Annotated in this window: 18 protein-coding genes; 9 read left to right on the top strand and 9 right to left on the bottom strand. The window is 65.1% G+C overall.

Going from position 1 to position 16472, the window contains the following annotated elements; all coding sequences use genetic code 11:
* Nucleotides 1-3: 3 nt before the first annotated feature.
* From BN1121_RS02900 to BN1121_RS02885, 4 genes are all read right to left on the bottom strand, one after another.
* Nucleotides 4-1131, bottom strand: a complete 1128-nt coding sequence (locus BN1121_RS02900) for an ABC transporter substrate-binding protein (protein WP_005347389.1) — start codon at nt 1129-1131, stop codon at nt 4-6.
* 206 nt (nt 1132-1337) lie between these two features.
* Nucleotides 1338-2261, bottom strand: a complete 924-nt coding sequence (locus tag BN1121_RS02895) for a LysR family transcriptional regulator (protein ID WP_005347387.1) — start codon at nt 2259-2261, stop codon at nt 1338-1340.
* Between the two features lie 99 nt (nt 2262-2360).
* Entirely contained in the window at nt 2361-2741 is a 381-nt protein-coding gene (locus tag BN1121_RS02890) for a PilZ domain-containing protein (protein WP_005347386.1), read from the bottom strand.
* Nucleotides 2742-2833: 92 nt separating this feature from the next.
* Nucleotides 2834-3316, bottom strand: coding sequence for an Rsd/AlgQ family anti-sigma factor (locus BN1121_RS02885; protein WP_005347385.1), 483 nt, complete (start codon nt 3314-3316; stop codon nt 2834-2836).
* Between the two features lie 149 nt (nt 3317-3465).
* Between BN1121_RS02885 and nudC the strand changes: the two genes are divergently transcribed.
* Nucleotides 3466-4254 carry an NAD(+) diphosphatase gene (gene nudC / locus BN1121_RS02880; RefSeq protein ID WP_005347384.1) on the top strand — a complete coding sequence of 263 codons (789 nt, stop codon included), beginning with the start codon at nt 3466-3468 and terminating at the stop codon, nt 4252-4254.
* A gap of 87 nt (nt 4255-4341) precedes the next feature.
* Nucleotides 4342-5409, top strand: a complete 1068-nt coding sequence (hemE, locus tag BN1121_RS02875; protein WP_005347383.1) for a uroporphyrinogen decarboxylase — start codon at nt 4342-4344, stop codon at nt 5407-5409.
* 36 nt (nt 5410-5445) lie between these two features.
* Here the strand turns inward: hemE and BN1121_RS02870 are convergent, their stop codons facing one another.
* From BN1121_RS02870 to cutA, 3 genes are all read right to left on the bottom strand, one after another.
* Nucleotides 5446-5871, bottom strand: coding sequence for a hypothetical protein (locus tag BN1121_RS02870; RefSeq protein WP_005347382.1), 426 nt, complete (start codon nt 5869-5871; stop codon nt 5446-5448).
* 78 nt (nt 5872-5949) lie between these two features.
* Nucleotides 5950-7698: a protein-disulfide reductase DsbD gene (locus BN1121_RS02865; RefSeq protein WP_005347380.1), complete on the bottom strand. Its 1749-nt coding sequence runs from the start codon at nt 7696-7698 to the stop codon at nt 5950-5952.
* Nucleotides 7695-8012, bottom strand: coding sequence for a divalent-cation tolerance protein CutA (gene cutA, locus BN1121_RS02860; RefSeq protein ID WP_043157093.1), 318 nt, complete (start codon nt 8010-8012; stop codon nt 7695-7697). The genes BN1121_RS02865 and cutA overlap by 4 nt, the downstream gene beginning before the upstream one ends.
* A 159-nt stretch (nt 8013-8171) precedes the next feature.
* Between cutA and BN1121_RS02855 the strand changes: the two genes are divergently transcribed.
* Together BN1121_RS02855 and BN1121_RS02850 are read left to right on the top strand one after the other, a co-directional pair.
* Nucleotides 8172-8474 carry a hypothetical protein gene (locus BN1121_RS02855; protein ID WP_005347372.1) on the top strand — a complete coding sequence of 101 codons (303 nt, stop codon included), beginning with the start codon at nt 8172-8174 and terminating at the stop codon, nt 8472-8474.
* 396 nt (nt 8475-8870) lie between these two features.
* Nucleotides 8871-10130: a dicarboxylate/amino acid:cation symporter gene (locus BN1121_RS02850; RefSeq protein WP_005347369.1), complete on the top strand. Its 1260-nt coding sequence runs from the start codon at nt 8871-8873 to the stop codon at nt 10128-10130.
* A 49-nt stretch (nt 10131-10179) separates the two neighbouring features.
* Here BN1121_RS02850 and BN1121_RS02845 read toward each other — a convergent pair whose 3' ends face one another.
* Entirely contained in the window at nt 10180-10599 is a 420-nt protein-coding gene (locus BN1121_RS02845) for a PACE efflux transporter (protein ID WP_005347366.1), read from the bottom strand.
* Between the two features lie 91 nt (nt 10600-10690).
* On the opposite strand from BN1121_RS02845, the gene BN1121_RS02840 reads away from it, so the two are divergent.
* Nucleotides 10691-11584, top strand: a complete 894-nt coding sequence (locus BN1121_RS02840; protein ID WP_005347364.1) for a LysR family transcriptional regulator — start codon at nt 10691-10693, stop codon at nt 11582-11584.
* A 40-nt stretch (nt 11585-11624) separates the two neighbouring features.
* Here the strand turns inward: BN1121_RS02840 and ygfZ are convergent, their stop codons facing one another.
* Nucleotides 11625-12536 carry a CAF17-like 4Fe-4S cluster assembly/insertion protein YgfZ gene (gene ygfZ / locus BN1121_RS02835; protein ID WP_043597157.1) on the bottom strand — a complete coding sequence of 304 codons (912 nt, stop codon included), beginning with the start codon at nt 12534-12536 and terminating at the stop codon, nt 11625-11627.
* Between the two features lie 116 nt (nt 12537-12652).
* On the opposite strand from ygfZ, the gene BN1121_RS02830 reads away from it, so the two are divergent.
* The 4 genes from BN1121_RS02830 to parC all read left to right on the top strand — a co-directional run.
* On the top strand, nt 12653-12922 hold the full coding sequence (locus BN1121_RS02830; RefSeq protein ID WP_005346566.1) for an FAD assembly factor SdhE: 270 nt from the start codon (nt 12653-12655) through the stop codon (nt 12920-12922).
* On the top strand, nt 12919-13281 hold the full coding sequence (locus BN1121_RS02825) for a protein YgfX (protein ID WP_231552989.1): 363 nt from the start codon (nt 12919-12921) through the stop codon (nt 13279-13281). Before BN1121_RS02830 ends, BN1121_RS02825 begins: the two co-directional genes overlap by 4 nt.
* 98 nt (nt 13282-13379) lie before the next feature.
* A complete protein-coding gene (gene parE / locus BN1121_RS02820) occupies nt 13380-15263 on the top strand; it encodes a DNA topoisomerase IV subunit B (protein WP_043597155.1) in 1884 nt (627 codons plus the stop codon).
* Between the two features lie 77 nt (nt 15264-15340).
* Nucleotides 15341-16472 (top strand): DNA topoisomerase IV subunit A (gene parC, locus BN1121_RS02815; protein WP_043597153.1); only part of this gene is annotated, 1132 nt, incomplete at its 3' end.

The raw sequence follows: 16472 nt of genomic DNA, 5'->3' as shown, positions 1-16472 counted from the left end.
GGATCAGCGGCCGCCGAGCACGGCGATGTAGTCGGAGACCCAGCGGTAGTAAGGCACGCAGGCGCCCTGGGTCTGACATTGGGCGGTGGGGGTGCGCCAGAAGTGCACCTTGTCGAAGTTGTCGGCGCCGTTGGTCTGACACCCCTTGTCCCCGAGCAGGGCGTTGCCCTGACAGGCGGCGGGCACCACGGGCACAGAGCCAAACCAGGCGGCGAGATCCCCCTGCAACTTGGGGTTGAGGGAGTGCTCGAGCCACTGATAGGCGCACACCGGGTGCTTGGCCTCGCTGTGCAGCATGGTGGTGTCGGCCCAGCCGGTCACCCCCTCCTTGGGCACCATGGTGGCGATGGGCTGCTTCTCGGCTATCAGGGCGTTGGCCTGGAACGGCCAGGAGCTCGACGCCACCACCCCTTCGTTCTTGAAGTCGTCGATCTGCACGAAGGCATCGTGCCAGTAGCGGCCCACCAGCTGACGCTGCTGGCGCAGCAGATCCAGGCTGGCCTTGTACTGGTCCTCGTTCAGTTCATAGGGGTCCTTGATACCGAGCTCGGGCTTGTGGGTCATCAGGTAGAGGGCGGCATCGGCGATGTAGATGGGGCCGTCGAAGGCCTGGATGCGCCCCTTGTTGGGCTTGCCGTCCGGCAGGGTCTGGGGCTCGAACACCACGGACCAGGAGTCGGGTGCCTGGGGGAACACCTTGGTGTTGTACATCAAAACGTTGGAGCCCCACTGGTAGGGCACCCCATAGTGCTTGCCGCCCACCTTGTGCCAGGTGGCGTTTTGCAGGCGCGGGTCTATCTTGTTCCAGCTCGGGATGCGCGAGAGATCGATGGGCTGCACCTTGCCACCGGCGATGAGGCGCAGGCTGGCATCCCCCGAGGCGGTCACCAGATCGAAGCCCCCCTCGTTCATCAGGGCCACCATCTCGTCCGAGGTGGCGGCAGTCTTGACCGTTACCTTGCAACCGGTGGCCTTCTCGAAGCCGGTGACCCAGTCGTAGTTCTTGTCGGTCTCGCCCCGCTCCACGTAGCCGGCCCAGGCGACGATATCGACCTGGCCTTCTCCCTGCTGCGCCGCGTGCAGCGGCAGGGACGACGCCAGCAATCCGAGACAGAGTGCGGTCAGCCTCATGGTGATCTCCTTCTTTAGTAGTGATTTAACATCCTGTTAACGCTCGAATGAGCGTAGGAGAGGGAGCGCGCGATGAGAATTTCAATTTTTAGGCGGGGAGCTATCGAGAAAAGTGATATCGACGTCGTGTGAGGCTGATGACGGGCGTATGGCGCTACGCCGGGCCGCTGCCAAGCACCGGGCGCTTTGCGCTGCGGTCTGCGCGCCTAGCGGCCGGGGGCGAGGCGGGCGCGCAGCCGCCCCTGCTCCTTGGCGATCTCGATAAATTCCCTGGCCTCCCAGGGCAGGTGGGAGCCGCGTCGCCACACCAGGCCGATATCGATGGCCGGGATTGGCTCCTTGATCTCGCGCGCCTCGACCCGCTCCTGCTCCAGGGACCAGGGGCGATAGGCAAAATCCGGTAGCAGGGCCAGCCCCAGGTGGCTGGTGACCAGGCTGCGCACCGCCTCCACCGAGCCGGTACGCAGCACGATACGCGGGCGCAGGCCGTAGCGGCGCAGGCCCGCCTGGATCACCTGCTCCATCTGATCGGCGGTGAGGGCGATGAGGGGCTCCCCGGCCAGCTCGGTGAGCGAGAGGCTGGGTTGGGCGCACAGGGGGTGGTTGGCCGGCAGCCAGAGACGCAAGGGGGAGCGGGTCAGCAGCTCGGTCTCGAACGCCTCGTGGCGGATGGTGCGGTTGGTCATCAAGAGCCCCACGTCGATCTCGCCGTTGACGATCTGGTGCTCGAGAAAGGCCTGCTCATCCTCTTTCACCTCGATGTGCACCCCGGGAAACAGGCGGCGAAAGCGCCCCAGGGCATCGGAGAGGTAGTAGCCCGCCACCAGGCTGGTGACGCCTATGGTGAGGCTGCCCTCTTCCTTGCTCGCCGTCCCCTTGAGGGAGTGAGTGGCGTCGCTCATGGCGCCGAGAATGCGGCGGGCGTGCAGCAGGAACTGGTGTCCCTGGGGGGTCAGGGTCATGCCGCGCGGCCCCCGCTCGAACAGGGTGGCGCCGACCCCCTCTTCGAGCTCGCGGATGGCGCCGGTCACGGCGGATTGGGAGATGTGCAGCTCCTGGGCGGCGCGGCTGACCGAGAGACAATCGGCCACCGCCACGAAGTAGCGGATCTGGCGAAAGGTGAAGTTCATCGGGCGTCCTGCCTCGGGGTTGCTGCCCCCGGCGTGACGGTCGCCACGGGCCTTGTCAGGGGCGGTAAAAACGAAGGCGGGGCCCCGAGGCCCCGCGTATCAGGGGTGCGGATGTTCGAGGTGCTCGGCGAGCAGCTCTTCGAGCTCCCGGTGCAGCAGCTCTTCGTCGCCCACGTTGAGCTCTATCATGCGGCGCAGGTGGGTGGCGCTGTCGATATCCAGGTGGTGGCAGTAGAAGCCCAGCTTCTGGTCGTCGAGATGGGAGAGCTCGACCTCCATCTTGATCTCGATCTCGCTGCCGGTGAGATGGAAGGTGAGGTGATAGTCGAGGCTCTCTCCGTGGCTCCAGTCAGACGGGCGGCGGATCAGGGCCCCCTGCAGGGAGAGGTCGATGACCTCGGTCTGCCAATGGCGATCTCCCTGGCTCAATCGGGCCGGGGTGGAGTAGAGGATCCGCGAGAAGCGGCGGCGCTCGGACATGGGGCTCTCCTCGATAGTTGAGCGTTCATCTCATTGCCAAGTGTAATCCAGCACGAGGGAGGAGGCAGTGAGCTGACTCGTAAAAACGGCGGCTACTGAGTCGTGGTCGTCAACTGATCGAGCAGTTGCAACGCATTGACCAGCTGGTCCTCCTGGCGAAAGCGCTCCTCCAGTACCGGGCCGAGGCGGTTGAGATCCTCGTCCAGGCTCAGCAAGTCGTCCTCTTGGGCCTCGGCGTACTTGTCGTTGAAGCGCAGGGCGAAGTCGGTGCAGGCGCGCAGCTTGGGGTAGATGCTTTGAGCGAGAACCAGTTGATCACCCTTGGCATTTTCGTAGGCGTGCATCACGTGGTCGTAGATTTCGAAGTGCCCGGCGCTGACATAGTCCACCAGCAGATCGCAAAACTGCGAGATGGCGGTGCAACAGGGGAGGGGGCGGCTCTTGTTACGTTGCCCGGATAGTCCCGCCAGTTTTATGTACTCCACCAGCAGGGTCTGGCGGGCGTCGAGAAAGGCATCGATGGCGCGGTGTTGTCCCGCATACTTCTGCCTGGTCTGCTCCAGTTTGCTCAGCATATCCCCTCCATGGTGCATGCACGATGCGGCACTCTAACAAATCTATAACTATGTAAATTCCCTGCGAGCGTCAATAGCCGGATGAAGAGGATATGCAGGCTGGCTCCGCGGGAGTACCATGACTCCTTCGTCGTTCATCAGTAAAAGGCATGCAGATCATGGGGTTGAATAGAGAGCCGGGATTCTGGTTCATCCTTGGCGGTGAGGCGCGTCTATGGCTCGCGGCGGGCCGTGTGCCTGAGGGAACGCCCCCCGGCGTTGTCGATCGTCCGGGCGAGCTGTTCGACCACTGGCAGGGGCGCCCCTGCTATCTGCTCGATCTGGGAGAAGGGGAGCCGGGAGAGGGCTTTGCCCCCCTGCGTTCCCTGATGGAGGCCGGCGACGAGGAGGCCTTTCGCCTCGCCGGTCGCGCCTGGCAGCTGGTGAACTTTCGCCGCACCCACCGCTTCTGCGGCAGCTGCGGCGCCCCCTCGGTCCCGAGCACACGGGAGTGGGCCATGGTCTGCCGCGAGGGGCACACCGTCTATCCGCGCCTCTCCCCCTGCATCATAGTGGCGGTGCGCCGCGGCGCCGAGATCCTGCTTGCCGCCCACCGTCGTCACCATCAACCGGTGGACCCTATGTACACAGTGCTGGCGGGGTTCACCGAGCCGGGCGAGAGCCTGGAGCAGTGTGTGGCCCGTGAGGTGTTCGAGGAGAGCGGCATCCGGGTCACCAACATCCGTTATGTGGCGAGCCAGCCCTGGCCCTTCCCCCACAGCCTGATGATGGGGTTCATGGCCGACTACGAGAGCGGAGAGCTGACGGTGCAGGAAGAAGAGCTGGTGGATGCGGGCTTCTTCACTCCGGCGGCCCTGCCCCGTCTGCCGCCCCGGGGCACCATTGCCCGCCGGCTTATCGAGCTGACCCTGGCGGCCATCGAGGGCGAGGCCTCCTGAGTTTGCGCTCTCTCACACTTTGACGGTCCCGCCCACGGGCTCGGGATGGTACAATGTTGCACTTTCGATACCTGATTGGATGTAGGGATGAGTGAACTGAAGAATGATCGTTACCTGCGCGCCCTGCTGCGCCAGGAGGTCGACATGACCCCGGTATGGATGATGCGCCAGGCCGGCCGTTATCTGCCGGAGTACAAGGCAACCCGCGCCCAGGCCGGCGACTTCATGTCCCTGTGCCGCAACGCCGAGCTGGCCTGTGAGGTGACGCTGCAGCCCCTGCGTCGCTACCCGCTCGACGCGGCGATCCTCTTCTCCGACATCCTCACCGTGCCGGATGCCATGGGGCTCGGCCTCTTCTTCGAGCAGGGCGAGGGCCCCCGCTTCGAGCGCCCGGTGCGCTCCCTGGCCGACGTGCAGGCGCTGCCGGTACCGGATCCCGAGGATGAACTCGGCTACGTGATGAATGCGGTGCGCACCATCCGCCGCGAGCTCAAGGGGGAGGTGCCGCTCATCGGTTTCTCCGGCAGCCCCTGGACCCTGGCCACCTACATGGTGGAGGGGGGCAGCTCCAAGGCGTTCACCAAGATCAAGCAGATGATGTATGCCGATCCCCAGGCTCTGCACCTGCTGCTCGACAAGCTGGCCGACAGCGTCATCCTCTATCTCAACGCCCAAATCCGCGCCGGCGCCCAGTCGGTGATGGTGTTCGACACCTGGGGTGGCGTGCTGACCCCGCGCGACTATCTGGCGTTCTCCCTGCACTACATGCACAAGATCGTCGACGGTCTCATCCGCGAGCACGACGGTCGCTGCGTGCCGGTCACCCTGTTCACCAAGAACGGCGGCCAGTGGCTCGAGCAGATTGCCGCCACCGGCTGCGATGCCCTGGGTCTGGACTGGACCACCGACATTGCGGACGCCAAGCGCCGGGTCGGTGACAAGGTGGCGTTGCAGGGCAACATGGATCCCTCCATGCTCTACGCCTCGCCCGCGCGCATCCGCGAGGAAGTCGCCACCATACTCGCCGGCTTCGGCGAGGGCACGGGCCACGTCTTCAATCTGGGTCACGGCATCCACCAGGATGTGGACCCGGCCCACGCCGGCGTCTTCGTCGACGCGGTGCACGAGCTCTCTCGCCCCTATCACGGGGGCTGATGAGGCAACAAAAAGGGCCCTGCGGGGCCCTTGGTTTTATGGGAAAGGTGGCGCTGCGACCGGCTCGGCCAGTCGCCACCCCTGCTCGGTGTGGACCACCCAGAGGGTGCTCTCCTGGGGGCGGCGCTCCCCGGCCTTGAACTCCCCATAGCGGGACTCCAGGGTCATCAGGGGCAGATCCTGATGAAACTTGCCGTTGCCGTCGTAGACCAGATCGTCGTTGCTCGTCGTGTCCAGCTCGGCAAAATCCTTCATGAAGTGGAGCTGATAGCGCACCGCCACCCGGTAAAGCCCTTCCTGGGTCTCTTCTTTCTCCACAATCGCCAGCTCAACCGGCTCGACCAGGCTGCTGCCGAGCTCGGCCTGCAGATGGGCCTGCACCAGCCGCTTCACCTCGTCCTCACTGGGCCCCGAGCTGCACGCGCCGAGCAGCAGGGCAAGCAGCCAAAACCATCTCTTCATCGATACTCCGGAATACAGCGCGAAACGGGAGGCGCGATTGTGCCACGGGGGAGGGCGAGGGGAAACCTCGCCGCACCGTCACGGCGATGGGTTGATGATCACCTGGTCGAGGCGCTGGGCAAACGGGGCTGGCTCCATAAAGCCGGTGATACGGCTGCCCGCCACCTCCTGACCCGCCCGGTCGTAGAGGATCAGGGTCGGCAGACCCAGCACCTTGAGATCGTTGAGCAGGGTGACGTCGTCATCGTCGTTGGCGGTCACGTCTGCCTGCAGCAGCACCATGTCGGCGAAGCGGCGGCGCACGGCCGGATCGCTGAAGGTCTTGTGCTCGAACTCCTTGCAGGCCACGCACCAGTCGGCATACAGGTCGAGCAGCACCGGCTTGCCGCGGGCGGCTTCAAGGCGCGCCGCCAGATCGGCGGCGGTCTTGATGCGCACAAATTGCGGTGCCTCGGGGGCGGCCACCTTGCTCGGCGCACCGCGCCAGGTGTCGTGGGCGGTGACCACGGCGCCCATCATGGCGAGCAGCAGCACGAAGCCGCGCACGCTGCGCCAGGGGGTCGCGGCGGCGTGCTGGTTGTGGTGATAGAGATAGCCGCACAGCAGCAGGGCCCAGCCGATCCAGGCCAGGGTGGCAATCTGCTCGCTCCACAGGCGCGAGAGCAGCAGCAGGGGCACCGCCAGCAGGGCGAAGCCAAACAGCTGCTTGACCCTGTCCATCCAGGCGCCGGCCTTGGGCAGCAGGCGCCCGCCCGAGGTGCCGAGCAGCAGCAGGGGCAGCCCCATGCCGAGCGACAGGGCGTAGAGGGCGACGCCCCCGAGCAGCAGATCGCCGCTCTGGGCTACGTAGAGCAGGGCGCCCGAGAGGGGGGCCGTGGTGCAGGGGGAGCAGACCAGCCCCGAGATCATGCCCATCAGGGTGACGCCGGCCAGGCGCCCTCCCTGCTGGCGGTTGGACAGACCCGCGAGGCGGGTTTGCAGCGCCGAGGGGAGCTGCAGGGTGTAGACCCCGAACATGGAGAGGGCGAGCAGCACGAACAGCACTGACAGGGTGATGAGCACGGCCGGCGCCTGCAAGGCGGCCTGGAACTGCAGCCCCGCCGAGGCCACCACCAGCCCGAGCAGGGTGTAGGTGAGCGCCATCCCCTGCACATAGGCCATGGAGAGGGCGAAGGCGCGGCCGGTGGAGAGGCGCGCCCCAGCCCCGGCGATGATGCCGGTCAGGATCGGGTACATGGGGAAGACGCAGGGGGTGAAGGCGAGTCCCAGCCCCAGGGCGAAGAAGGCGGCCACGCTCAGCCACTGTCCCTGGCTGCCGAGGGAGGCGGCCAGCCGCTCCTGCTCGCTGGCCGGGGCGGCGCTGTCCTGCACGGGCGGTGCGCCGGCGATGGGCGCTATGGTCACCAGCTGGTCGGTTGGCGGATAGCAGAGCCCCTCGGTGCAGCCCTGGTAGGAGAGGCGCAGCGTCGCTCCCTGGCTCGCCTCGAGCAGGGTGAGGGGGAGGGTGACGCTGTGGGTGTAGATCTCGCTCTTGCCGAAGAAGTCATCCTCGTGGGGGAGGCCGGCGGGGAGCTCGGGCTCGGCGAAGGTCACCCCCTCGCCCTTGAAGGAAAAGCGGTGGCGATAGAGGTAGTAGTCGTCGGCGATGTGCAGGGTCAGCCGCAGCTGGTTGCCCTCCTGGTGGCTCTCCAGGCGAAACGCCTCGTCTACCTTGAGAAAACGAGGGGCCTGCTCGATGCCGAGGGCGCCGAGCAGATCGCTCGAGGCGGCGTGGGTCGGCAGGGCGGTGCCCAGCAGGCAGGTGAGCAGCAGAAGCAGACGGATCATCGGGTCTCCTCGTCCAGCCAGGCGAGATAGGGGGCGTGGCCACCGCTGACCGTCAGGGTCAGGATCTCCGGCACCTGATAGGGGTGGTGAGCCAGGATACAGGCCGTGATGGCAGCCTGGTGGCGGGCCGCGCTCTTGATGACCAGCTGGATCTCGCTGGCGCGCTCGACCTTGCCTTCCCAGCGGTAGACCGAGGTGACGGCGGGAAGCTGGTTGATGCAGGCGGCGAGACGGGCGTCCAGCAGCGCCTCGCACAGGCGGTCGGCGCTGGCGGCGTCGGGACAGGTGCAGAGCACCACTATGGCTTCTGTCATGGCACAAACGGGTCAGAGAAATCGGTTCACCACTATACAAGCCGAGGGGAAAAATGACAGTAGTGACACTCTCTCCTCATTGGGTGATAGACGGCCATTACCCGGCGGGTGCAGAATCACTCTGCCGACTCGGCATGTGTCGAAGATACAAGGAGTTTTATGACGCACACCATAGAGCAGCACCAGACTCGCAGACTGAGCCTGATCCGTGACGGAGAGCGACGCGTGCTGGCTCAGTTGCACGGTTTGCTGCGTAGTACCACAGACGAACTCAACGAAGAACTGGAGAAGGAGGCGCTCGAGCCGGTCACGGTGGAGCAGCTCCACAGGGTGATCCAACAGCATCTCTTCGAGCGGTTGCACAAGGGCGACCTGCTGGCGGCGCGCACCCTGTTGCAGCAGGCGTTGACCGATGTCGAGGCTCGCCTGGTCGAGTCCGAGATGGAGGATGACCCCGCTTAATCCCTCCGGCCGGTTGCCAAACCGGCCACCTCTGCCCGCTTTTTTCTCCCTTCCCTTAACTTTTTTGTTGCTGTGATGTTGCGTTTTCTTCGGTTTTTAAAACCAACTGATCGCAATTTCGTAGTGATATATTCTGAAAAAATCGTAATCCCTCAGTGCTTGCAGCTGAATCTTTATGGGGTTCGATCGGGTTTATGTGCTGCACAACCCGTTCCATGTGGTGATTAACGCTGTTATTGTGAGGCCACTCACAGGTCAGGCTAGTCATATTAGCTGCCAGTGGAAAGATTGTTTCATGGATGTTAAATCTGTGTCGCGCCACCATTCTGGTGATGCAGGCTAAAAAAACGACAACAGACAGACACGGAAAACACAGACACGCAGGAGTCTCTCATAATGGATAAGTCGCTTTCCTCCCGGATATTCATCGGCCTCTTCGCGGGGCTATTACTCGGTTCCGCCATCCAATACCTGTTAGGGGGTAACGAGTGGGTGAACGGCTGGGTCGTCGGTACCGCCAGCGGTGTGGGGGGCATGTTCGTCTCGCTCATCAAGCTGATGGTCATTCCCCTGGTCTACATCTCCATCGTGTGCGGGGTGTGCGAACTCAAGGACGTGGCGAGCTTCGGTCGCCTCGGCTCCAAGACCTTCTTCCTCTACATCGGCAATACGGTGCTGGCGATCACCGCCGCCCTGACCGTCGGCCTGCTGCTGCAGCCGGGCCTGGGTGCCCACCTGCCGCTGGCCGCCCAGGCCGTCGATATCGGTGACACCACCACCCCGGACATCGGCAAGATGATCATGAATATCGTGCCGAGCAACCCGATCCAGGCGTTTGCCTCCGGCGACATGCTGCAGATCATCTTCATGGCGATCCTGACCGGTTTGGCGATCCAGGCCCTGGATCACCGCGGTGGCCCGGCGGTCAACACCTTCAAGATTGCCAACGAGGTGATGATGAAGCTGGTCGGCCTGGTGATGAAGCTGGCCCCCTACGGCGTGTTTGCCCTGATGCTGCAACTGGGTGCGACCATGGAGGCGGGCACTCTGCTCTCCGTCGCCAGCTACGTGGTGCTGGTGGTGGCCATGCTGGTGGTCTGGATCTTCCTGGTCTACCCCCTGCTGGTGTGGGCCATGGCCGGGGTCAAACCCTCCGAGTTCCGCCGCAAGACCCGCGAGCAGGTGCTCTTCTCTCTCTCGACCGCCAGCTCCAACGCCACCATCCCGGTGACCATGCGCACCGTGGTTGAGAAGTTTGGTGTCTCCAAGTCCATCGCCGGCTTCGGCGTGCCGCTCGGTGCCACCATGAACATGTCCGGTGTCTCCATCTACATCACCCTGGCGACCCTGTTCGTGGCCAACGCCACCGGCGCCACCATCCACACCGGCGATCTGCTGGCCATCGGCTTCACCGTGCTGATCCTCTCCATCGGTGCAGGTGGTGTGCCGGGGGGCGGCGTGGTGATGATCGGCGTGATGCTGATGCAGCTCGGCCTGCCGATGGAGGCCCTGGCCATCATCATGGCGGTGGATCGCATCAACGACATGTTCTGCACCTCCTCCAACGTGGTGGGCGACACCGCCGTCTGCGTGGTGGTGGCCAAGAGCGAGAACGGCATCGAGACCGTGGCCGAGCAGGAGCAGGCGGCCGCCTGATCCCCCGGTTCGAGATGAGAGAGGCCCGCGATTGCGGGCCTCTTTGCGTTCAGGCGGTCTGGGGAATGGGGAAGATCTTGTCGTAGGCCAGGTTGTAGACGAAGGCGTAGACCAGGAAGAAGAGCACGAAGCCCAGATCCAGCAGCAGCGCCTCCCACAGGCTGACCGACAGCCACCAGGCCACCAGCGGCAGGGCGACCAGCAGCAGCCCCCCCTCGAAGCCGATGGCGTGCCACACCCGCTCACCCCAGCTCTTCTCGAGGCGGCCGAGGTAGCGCAGCATCAGCTTGTCGACCAGCAGGTTATAGACATAGTTCCAGGCGGTGGCGAGGGTCGCGAGCATGATGGCCATGGCCCCCATCTGGGTGACCTCCATGCCCATGATCCAGCTCGCGCCGACTGAGGTGATGACCACGCCGATAAGTTCGAAGCAGATCGCGTGGCGCAGGCGGTCGGGACCGGTTCTCATGATGGATTCCTCATTGGTGATGCAGGGTTGCGCCCAATCTATCAAGCATTCACTATGGGACTAAGTTAGTAAGTATCGGTTAAAGCGATAGATGAACCTCAATCTGGAACAGCTGCGTACCCTGCGCGCCGCCGCCGAGAGCGGCTCCTTCTCCGCCGCCGCGCGCCGCCTCGGCAAGGCCCAGTCGGTGGTGAGCACCACCATCGCCAACCTTGAGATCGATCTCGGCCTCACCCTGTTCGATCGCAGCGGCCGGATGCCGCGCCTGACCCCGACGGGGGAGCGGATCCTGGCCGAGGCGCGTCAGGTGCTCGATCTGTGCGCCCACCTCGAGGCGATGGCCGGCGAGCTGGCCGCCGGGGTCGAGCCGCGCCTGACCCTGGCCATCGACGACGACTCCCAGCTTCCCTGGCTCGGCCCCTTGCTCGAGGCCTTCGCCGAGCGCTACCCGGCGGTGGAGCTCGAGTTGCTGTTTCCGCTGCTCGAGGATCTCACCGAGATGCTGCTCTCGGGGCGGGCCCAGCTCGGGGTGAGCTATCAGCAGCTACACCCCAACCCCGAGATAGCGCTGCACGCCCTGGGCCCGGTCACCATGCCGCTGGTGGTGGCGCCGGGCCATCCGCTGGCGCGCAAGGGGCACGTCACCCGCGCCGATCTGCAAGGGGCACGCCAGCTGATGGTGACCGGGCGGCGCGATGGGGCCGAGCGCCACCGCTTTCGGCTCGCCTCTCAGGTGTGGTGGATAGAGGGGGATCTGGGGGTGCTGGAGATGGCCAAGCGGGGGTTGGGCTGGGCGTCAGTGCCCGATTTTCTGTTGCAGGGACCCCTGTCGCGCGGGGAGCTGGTCTGCATTACCCCGGATTTCATGGGGCAGCCGACCCTGGGGCTGGAGCTCTCGTGGCATCGCGCCCGCCCGCTCGGGCAGGCGGGGCGCTGGTTGAAAGAGGCGCTGCAGGCGCGCACCCCTCACCGCTCGCCGGGCTAGCGGGGGCGCGGCTTCTTCAGCGGCAGGGGCTAGCCCCTTATCAGTCGACCAGCTCGTAGGGCAGGGGGCGCAGGCGCAGGGCCGAGCCCTCGTCTTCTTTCAGGCGAAACTCGGCGTCGGCCTCGGTGTCCTTGGGCAGCACGGCGCTCATCAGCAGGGCGTCACCTTCCTGCCAGACGTTCAGCACCATGCCGCTGCGGCGCCAGTTCTCACCGAGGCGGATCTCCAGGGTATCGCCGGCCGACACAATGCGGCTGGCGTTGCCTTCGAGCAGGAACAGGGCGCGATTGTTGGCGCCGCGGTACTTGGCTCGGGCCACCGTCTCCTGGCCCATGTAGCACCCCTTGGTGAAGCTGATGCCGCCCAGGGCCTGCAGGTTGATCATCTGGGGAATGTACTCCCCCTGATGGGCCGCCTCGAGATGGGGCAGGCCGGCGAGGATCTCAAAGCCCAGCCAGTCGCGCTCGCTCCCCTCGGGCAGGGCCAGAGCGGGCAGGGATTCGCTGGCCAGCAGCCAGCGGTCGGCCTCGAGGCGCACCGCCATGCCACCCGGGATGAGGCCGCTGCCGCTGAGGCCGAAGTTGTCGGCCATCATGGCGTCGCTCCCGGTGCCGGCCAGGCCCGCCAATGTGTGGGGCGCCTCGACGATCTCGACCTTGGCGAAGACCGCGAACTTCTTCAGCTCGGGCAGCTCACGGGCCAGGGCCGAGCGGTGCAGCACCAGCAGCAGGGCCGACTCCAGGGTGAGCAGGCGAAAGTCGCTCCACAGCTTGCCCTTGGGATCGCAGTGCCCCCCCAGGGTCTGCTGGCCCGGGGTCAGTGCCGCCACATCACAGGTGACCTGACCTTGCAGATACTTGACCCGCTCCTCACCGGTGAGCCGGATGGCGGCGAAACCGGGCAGGGCATAGAGGGTGGGTTGTGCTGGAAAAACAGGCAGTTGGCTACTCATGATGGGTGTCCGACAGGGGCAAAAGATGTGACCGTCATGGTAAAGATGGAAGGAAAATTTGTCAGCCGGAAAATCGGGCTGCTACCATCCCCCCGTTTTCACTTGGAGTAATGTCGATGTTGACCCCAGCCGAGAAATCCCGTCTCAAGTGGGCCTGCCGCCGTGGCATGCTGGAACTGGACGTGATCGTGATGCCCTTCTTCGAGCACGAGTACGACGCCCTCACCCCGGAGCAGCAGAAGACCTTCGAGCGCCTGCTCACCTGCGACGACCCGGATCTCTTCAAGTGGTTCATGGGCCACGGCGTGCCCACTGACCCCGACTTCGCCGCCCTGGTGCCCTTCATCCTGCAGCGCAACCAGGCTCGCCACGACGCCAAGCTGTGACCCTGAGCCCCCTGCACCCGCGCCCGTCGCGGCGGGGACGGGGGGTGAGCGTACTGCTCTATCTCCTGCTGCTCGCCCCGACCCCCTTCTGGCTTGACGGCTGGCAGTGGGGGCTGTTTGCTCCCCTCTGGGGGCTGGCCCTGTGGCGATCCTGGTTGGCCATGGGGCGCGCCGCACCGATCCTGGCCTGGGACGGAGAGCGGCTCTGGCGCGATGGGCACCCCTGGCAGCCGGCGCGCTGCCGCGTCTTGCCGGGCCTGCTCTGGCTTCGCTTCGAGCAAGGTGGGCTTGCCCTCTTCGCCGATCAGCTCGAGGATAAGGATTACCGCGCCCTGGCCCGCGCCATTCATCTGTCGTGAGCCCCCTTTTCGGCGACTAACCCCTGCCATAGTTTGTTCCCCTGCGGGGGAGGGGTTAAGATTCCCATCAACTCTCTTTTGCCCAGACCCGAGAATCCATGTCTCAATACAATGCCGATGCCATTGAGGTCCTTAATGGCCTGGAGCCGGTGCGACGTCGCCCCGGCATGTACACCGACACCACCCGCCCCAACCACCTGGGTCAGGAGGTCATCGACAACAGCGTCGACGAGGCCTTGGCGGGCCACGCCCGCAGCATCGAGGTGATCCTGCACGAGGATCAGTCCCTCGAGGTGATCGACGACGGCCGTGGCATGCCGGTGGATATCCACCCGGAAGAGGGGGTCTCGGGGGTTGAGCTGATCCTCTGCAAGCTGCACGCGGGGGGCAAGTTCTCGGGCAAGAACTATCAGTTCTCCGGCGGTCTGCACGGGGTGGGGATCTCTGTGGTCAACGCCCTCTCGACCCGGGTCGAGGTGACGGTGCGCCGCGACGGCCAGGTCTACGAGATCGCCTTCGAGAAGGGGGAGAAGGCCTCCGAGCTCGCGGTCACCGGCACCTGCGGGCGGCGCAACACCGGCACCCGGGTGCGCTTCTGGCCCGAGGCCCACTACTTCGACTCCCCCAGATTCTCGGTCTCCAAGCTCGAGCACCTGCTCAAGGCCAAGGCCGTGCTCTGCCCCGGCCTCTCGATCACCTTCCTCGACAAGAACACCGGCATCAAGCTCGCCTGGTGCTATGAAGATGGCCTGAAAGATTACCTGGTGGACGCGGTCAAGAACGTCCCCTGCCTGCCGGAGCAGCCCTTCGTCGGCTCCTTTGCCACCGAGAGCTCGGCGGCGGACTGGGCCCTGTGCTGGCTGCCCGAGGGGGGGGAGAGCCTCGCCGAATCCTATGTGAACCTGATCCCCACGGCGCTGGGCGGCACCCACGTCAATGGTCTGCGCCAGGGGCTGCTCGACGCCATGCGCGAGTTTTGCGAGTTTCGCAATCTTCTGCCGCGTGGCGTCAAGCTCACCCCGGAAGACATCTGGGATCGCTGCGCCTACATCCTCTCGGTCAAGATCCAGGATCCCCAGTTCGCCGGCCAGACCAAGGAGCGGCTGTCGTCGCGCCAGTGCGCGGCATTTGTATCGGGCGTGGTGAAAGACGCCTTCAGCCTGTTTTTGAATGCCAACACCGAGCTGGCCGAGCAGATCGCCGAGCTCTGCATCTCCAGCGCCCAGCGCCGCATGCGCGCCGCCAAGACGGTGGTACGCAAGAAGGTCACCCAGGGGCCGGCCCTGCCGGGCAAGCTCACCGACTGCGGCTGCGCCGACCCCATGCAGGGGGAGCTGTTCCTGGTGGAGGGTGACTCGGCGGGCGGCAGCGCCAAGCAGGCGCGCGACCGGGAGTTTCAGGCCATCATGCCGCTGCGCGGCAAGATCCTGAACACCTGGGAGGTCGAGGCAGGCCAGGTGCTCGCCTCCCAGGAGGTGCACGACATCTCGGTGGCCATCGGCCTCGATCCCGACTCGGACGATCTTAGCGGCCTTCGCTACGGCAAGGTGTGCATCCTCGCCGATGCGGACTCCGACGGTCTGCACATTGCCACCCTGCTCTGCGCCCTGTTCGTGAAGCACTTCCGCACCCTGGTGGAGAAGGGCCACGTCTATGTGGCCATGCCGCCCCTCTATCGCATCGATATCGGCAAGGAGGTCTACTACGCCCTCGACGAGGACGAGAAGAACGGCGTGCTCGAGCGGGTCGAGGCCGAGAAGAAGAAGGGCAAGGTGATGGTGACCCGATTCAAGGGCCTGGGTGAGATGAACCCCAAGCAGCTGCGCGAGACCACCATGGACCCCAACACCCGCCGCCTGGTGCAGCTCACCATGGAAGACGCCGAGGCCACCATGAAGCTGATGGACATGCTGCTGGCCAAGAAGCGTGCCTCCGATCGCCGCGAGTGGCTCGAAGAGAAGGGCAACCTCGCCGAGGTGTAACTCCAAGCGGCACGGCCCGGGCCGTGCCCCCGAATTCGGGCGGCCAGTGCCGCCCCCTATAACCAAGAGAAGAACCCATGAGTGACCTAGAGCAGAGCCTCGACGGGGTGGAGCGTCAGCCACTGCACGCCTTCACCGAGAAGGCCTACCTCGACTACTCCATGTACGTCATCATGGACCGCGCCCTGCCGCACATCGGCGACGGTCTCAAGCCGGTACAGCGCCGCATCATCTACGCCATGAGCGAGCTGGGACTCTCGGCCCTCTCCAAGCACAAGAAATCGGCCCGTACCGTGGGTGACGTGCTGGGTAAGTACCACCCCCACGGGGACAGCGCCTGCTATGAAGCCATGGTGCTGATGGCCCAGCCCTTCTCCTACCGCTACCCCCTGGTGGACGGCCAGGGCAACTGGGGGGCGCCGGACGACCCCAAGTCGTTCGCCGCCATGCGTTACACCGAGGCGCGCTTGTCGCGCTTCTCGGAAATTTTGCTCTCCGAGCTCGGCCAGGGCACAGCCGACTGGATCCCCAACTTCGACGGCACCATGAAAGAGCCCAAGGTGCTGCCCTCGCGCCTGCCCCACATACTGCTCAACGGGGTGACCGGCATCGCGGTGGGGATGGCGACCGACATTCCGCCCCATAACGCCCGCGAGGTGGCTCACGCCTGCGCCGAGCTGCTCGATAACCCCGAGGCCGGGCTCGATGCCCTGATGGCCCACATCCAGGGACCGGACTACCCGACCAACGCCGAGATCATCACGCCCCGCGATGAGATCCGCAAAATCTACGAGACCGGCAAGGGCTCTATCAAGCAGCGCGCCGTCTGGGCGCTGGAAGACGGCGAGATCGTCATCACAGCCTTGCCGCACCAGGCCTCGGGCGCCAAGATCCTCGAGCAGATCGCCGGGCAGATGACCGCCAAGAAGCTGCCCATGGTGACCGACCTGCGCGACGAGTCGGATCACGAGAACCCGACCCGTCTGGTGATAGTGCCGCGCTCCAACCGCATCGATGTGGACGGCCTGATGGCGCATCTCTTTGCCAGCACGGATCTCGAGAAGAGCTATCGGGTCAACCTCAACATCCTGGGGCTGGATAACCGCCCCCAGGTCAAGGATCTCAAGACCATACTCACCGAGTGGCTCACCTTCCGCCGTGAAACCGTGCGCCGCCGCCTGCAGTATCGGCTCGACAAGGTGCTCTCCC

Origin of the sequence: Aeromonas diversa CDC 2478-85 (assembly GCF_000819805.1) — a bacterium.
GTDB lineage: Bacteria > Pseudomonadota > Gammaproteobacteria > Enterobacterales > Aeromonadaceae > Aeromonas > Aeromonas diversa.
The sequence above is the reverse complement of the archived record's forward strand: the minus strand, read 5'-3'. Positions and strand labels throughout refer to the sequence as shown.

Coding starts and splice junctions, on each gene's coding strand:
- BN1121_RS02900 (WP_005347389.1), bottom strand. CDS start 1,131: ATGAGGCTGACCGCACTCTGTCTCGGATTGCTGGCGTCGTCCCTGCCG.
- BN1121_RS02895 (WP_005347387.1), bottom strand. CDS start 2,261: ATGAACTTCACCTTTCGCCAGATCCGCTACTTCGTGGCGGTGGCCGAT.
- BN1121_RS02890 (WP_005347386.1), bottom strand. CDS start 2,741: ATGTCCGAGCGCCGCCGCTTCTCGCGGATCCTCTACTCCACCCCGGCC.
- BN1121_RS02885 (WP_005347385.1), bottom strand. CDS start 3,316: ATGCTGAGCAAACTGGAGCAGACCAGGCAGAAGTATGCGGGACAACAC.
- nudC (WP_005347384.1), top strand. CDS start 3,466: ATGCAGATCATGGGGTTGAATAGAGAGCCGGGATTCTGGTTCATCCTT.
- hemE (WP_005347383.1), top strand. CDS start 4,342: ATGAGTGAACTGAAGAATGATCGTTACCTGCGCGCCCTGCTGCGCCAG.
- BN1121_RS02870 (WP_005347382.1), bottom strand. CDS start 5,871: ATGAAGAGATGGTTTTGGCTGCTTGCCCTGCTGCTCGGCGCGTGCAGC.
- BN1121_RS02865 (WP_005347380.1), bottom strand. CDS start 7,698: ATGATCCGTCTGCTTCTGCTGCTCACCTGCCTGCTGGGCACCGCCCTG.
- cutA (WP_043157093.1), bottom strand. CDS start 8,012: ATGACAGAAGCCATAGTGGTGCTCTGCACCTGTCCCGACGCCGCCAGC.
- BN1121_RS02855 (WP_005347372.1), top strand. CDS start 8,172: ATGACGCACACCATAGAGCAGCACCAGACTCGCAGACTGAGCCTGATC.
- BN1121_RS02850 (WP_005347369.1), top strand. CDS start 8,871: ATGGATAAGTCGCTTTCCTCCCGGATATTCATCGGCCTCTTCGCGGGG.
- BN1121_RS02845 (WP_005347366.1), bottom strand. CDS start 10,599: ATGAGAACCGGTCCCGACCGCCTGCGCCACGCGATCTGCTTCGAACTT.
- BN1121_RS02840 (WP_005347364.1), top strand. CDS start 10,691: ATGAACCTCAATCTGGAACAGCTGCGTACCCTGCGCGCCGCCGCCGAG.
- ygfZ (WP_043597157.1), bottom strand. CDS start 12,536: ATGAGTAGCCAACTGCCTGTTTTTCCAGCACAACCCACCCTCTATGCC.
- BN1121_RS02830 (WP_005346566.1), top strand. CDS start 12,653: ATGTTGACCCCAGCCGAGAAATCCCGTCTCAAGTGGGCCTGCCGCCGT.
- parE (WP_043597155.1), top strand. CDS start 13,380: ATGTCTCAATACAATGCCGATGCCATTGAGGTCCTTAATGGCCTGGAG.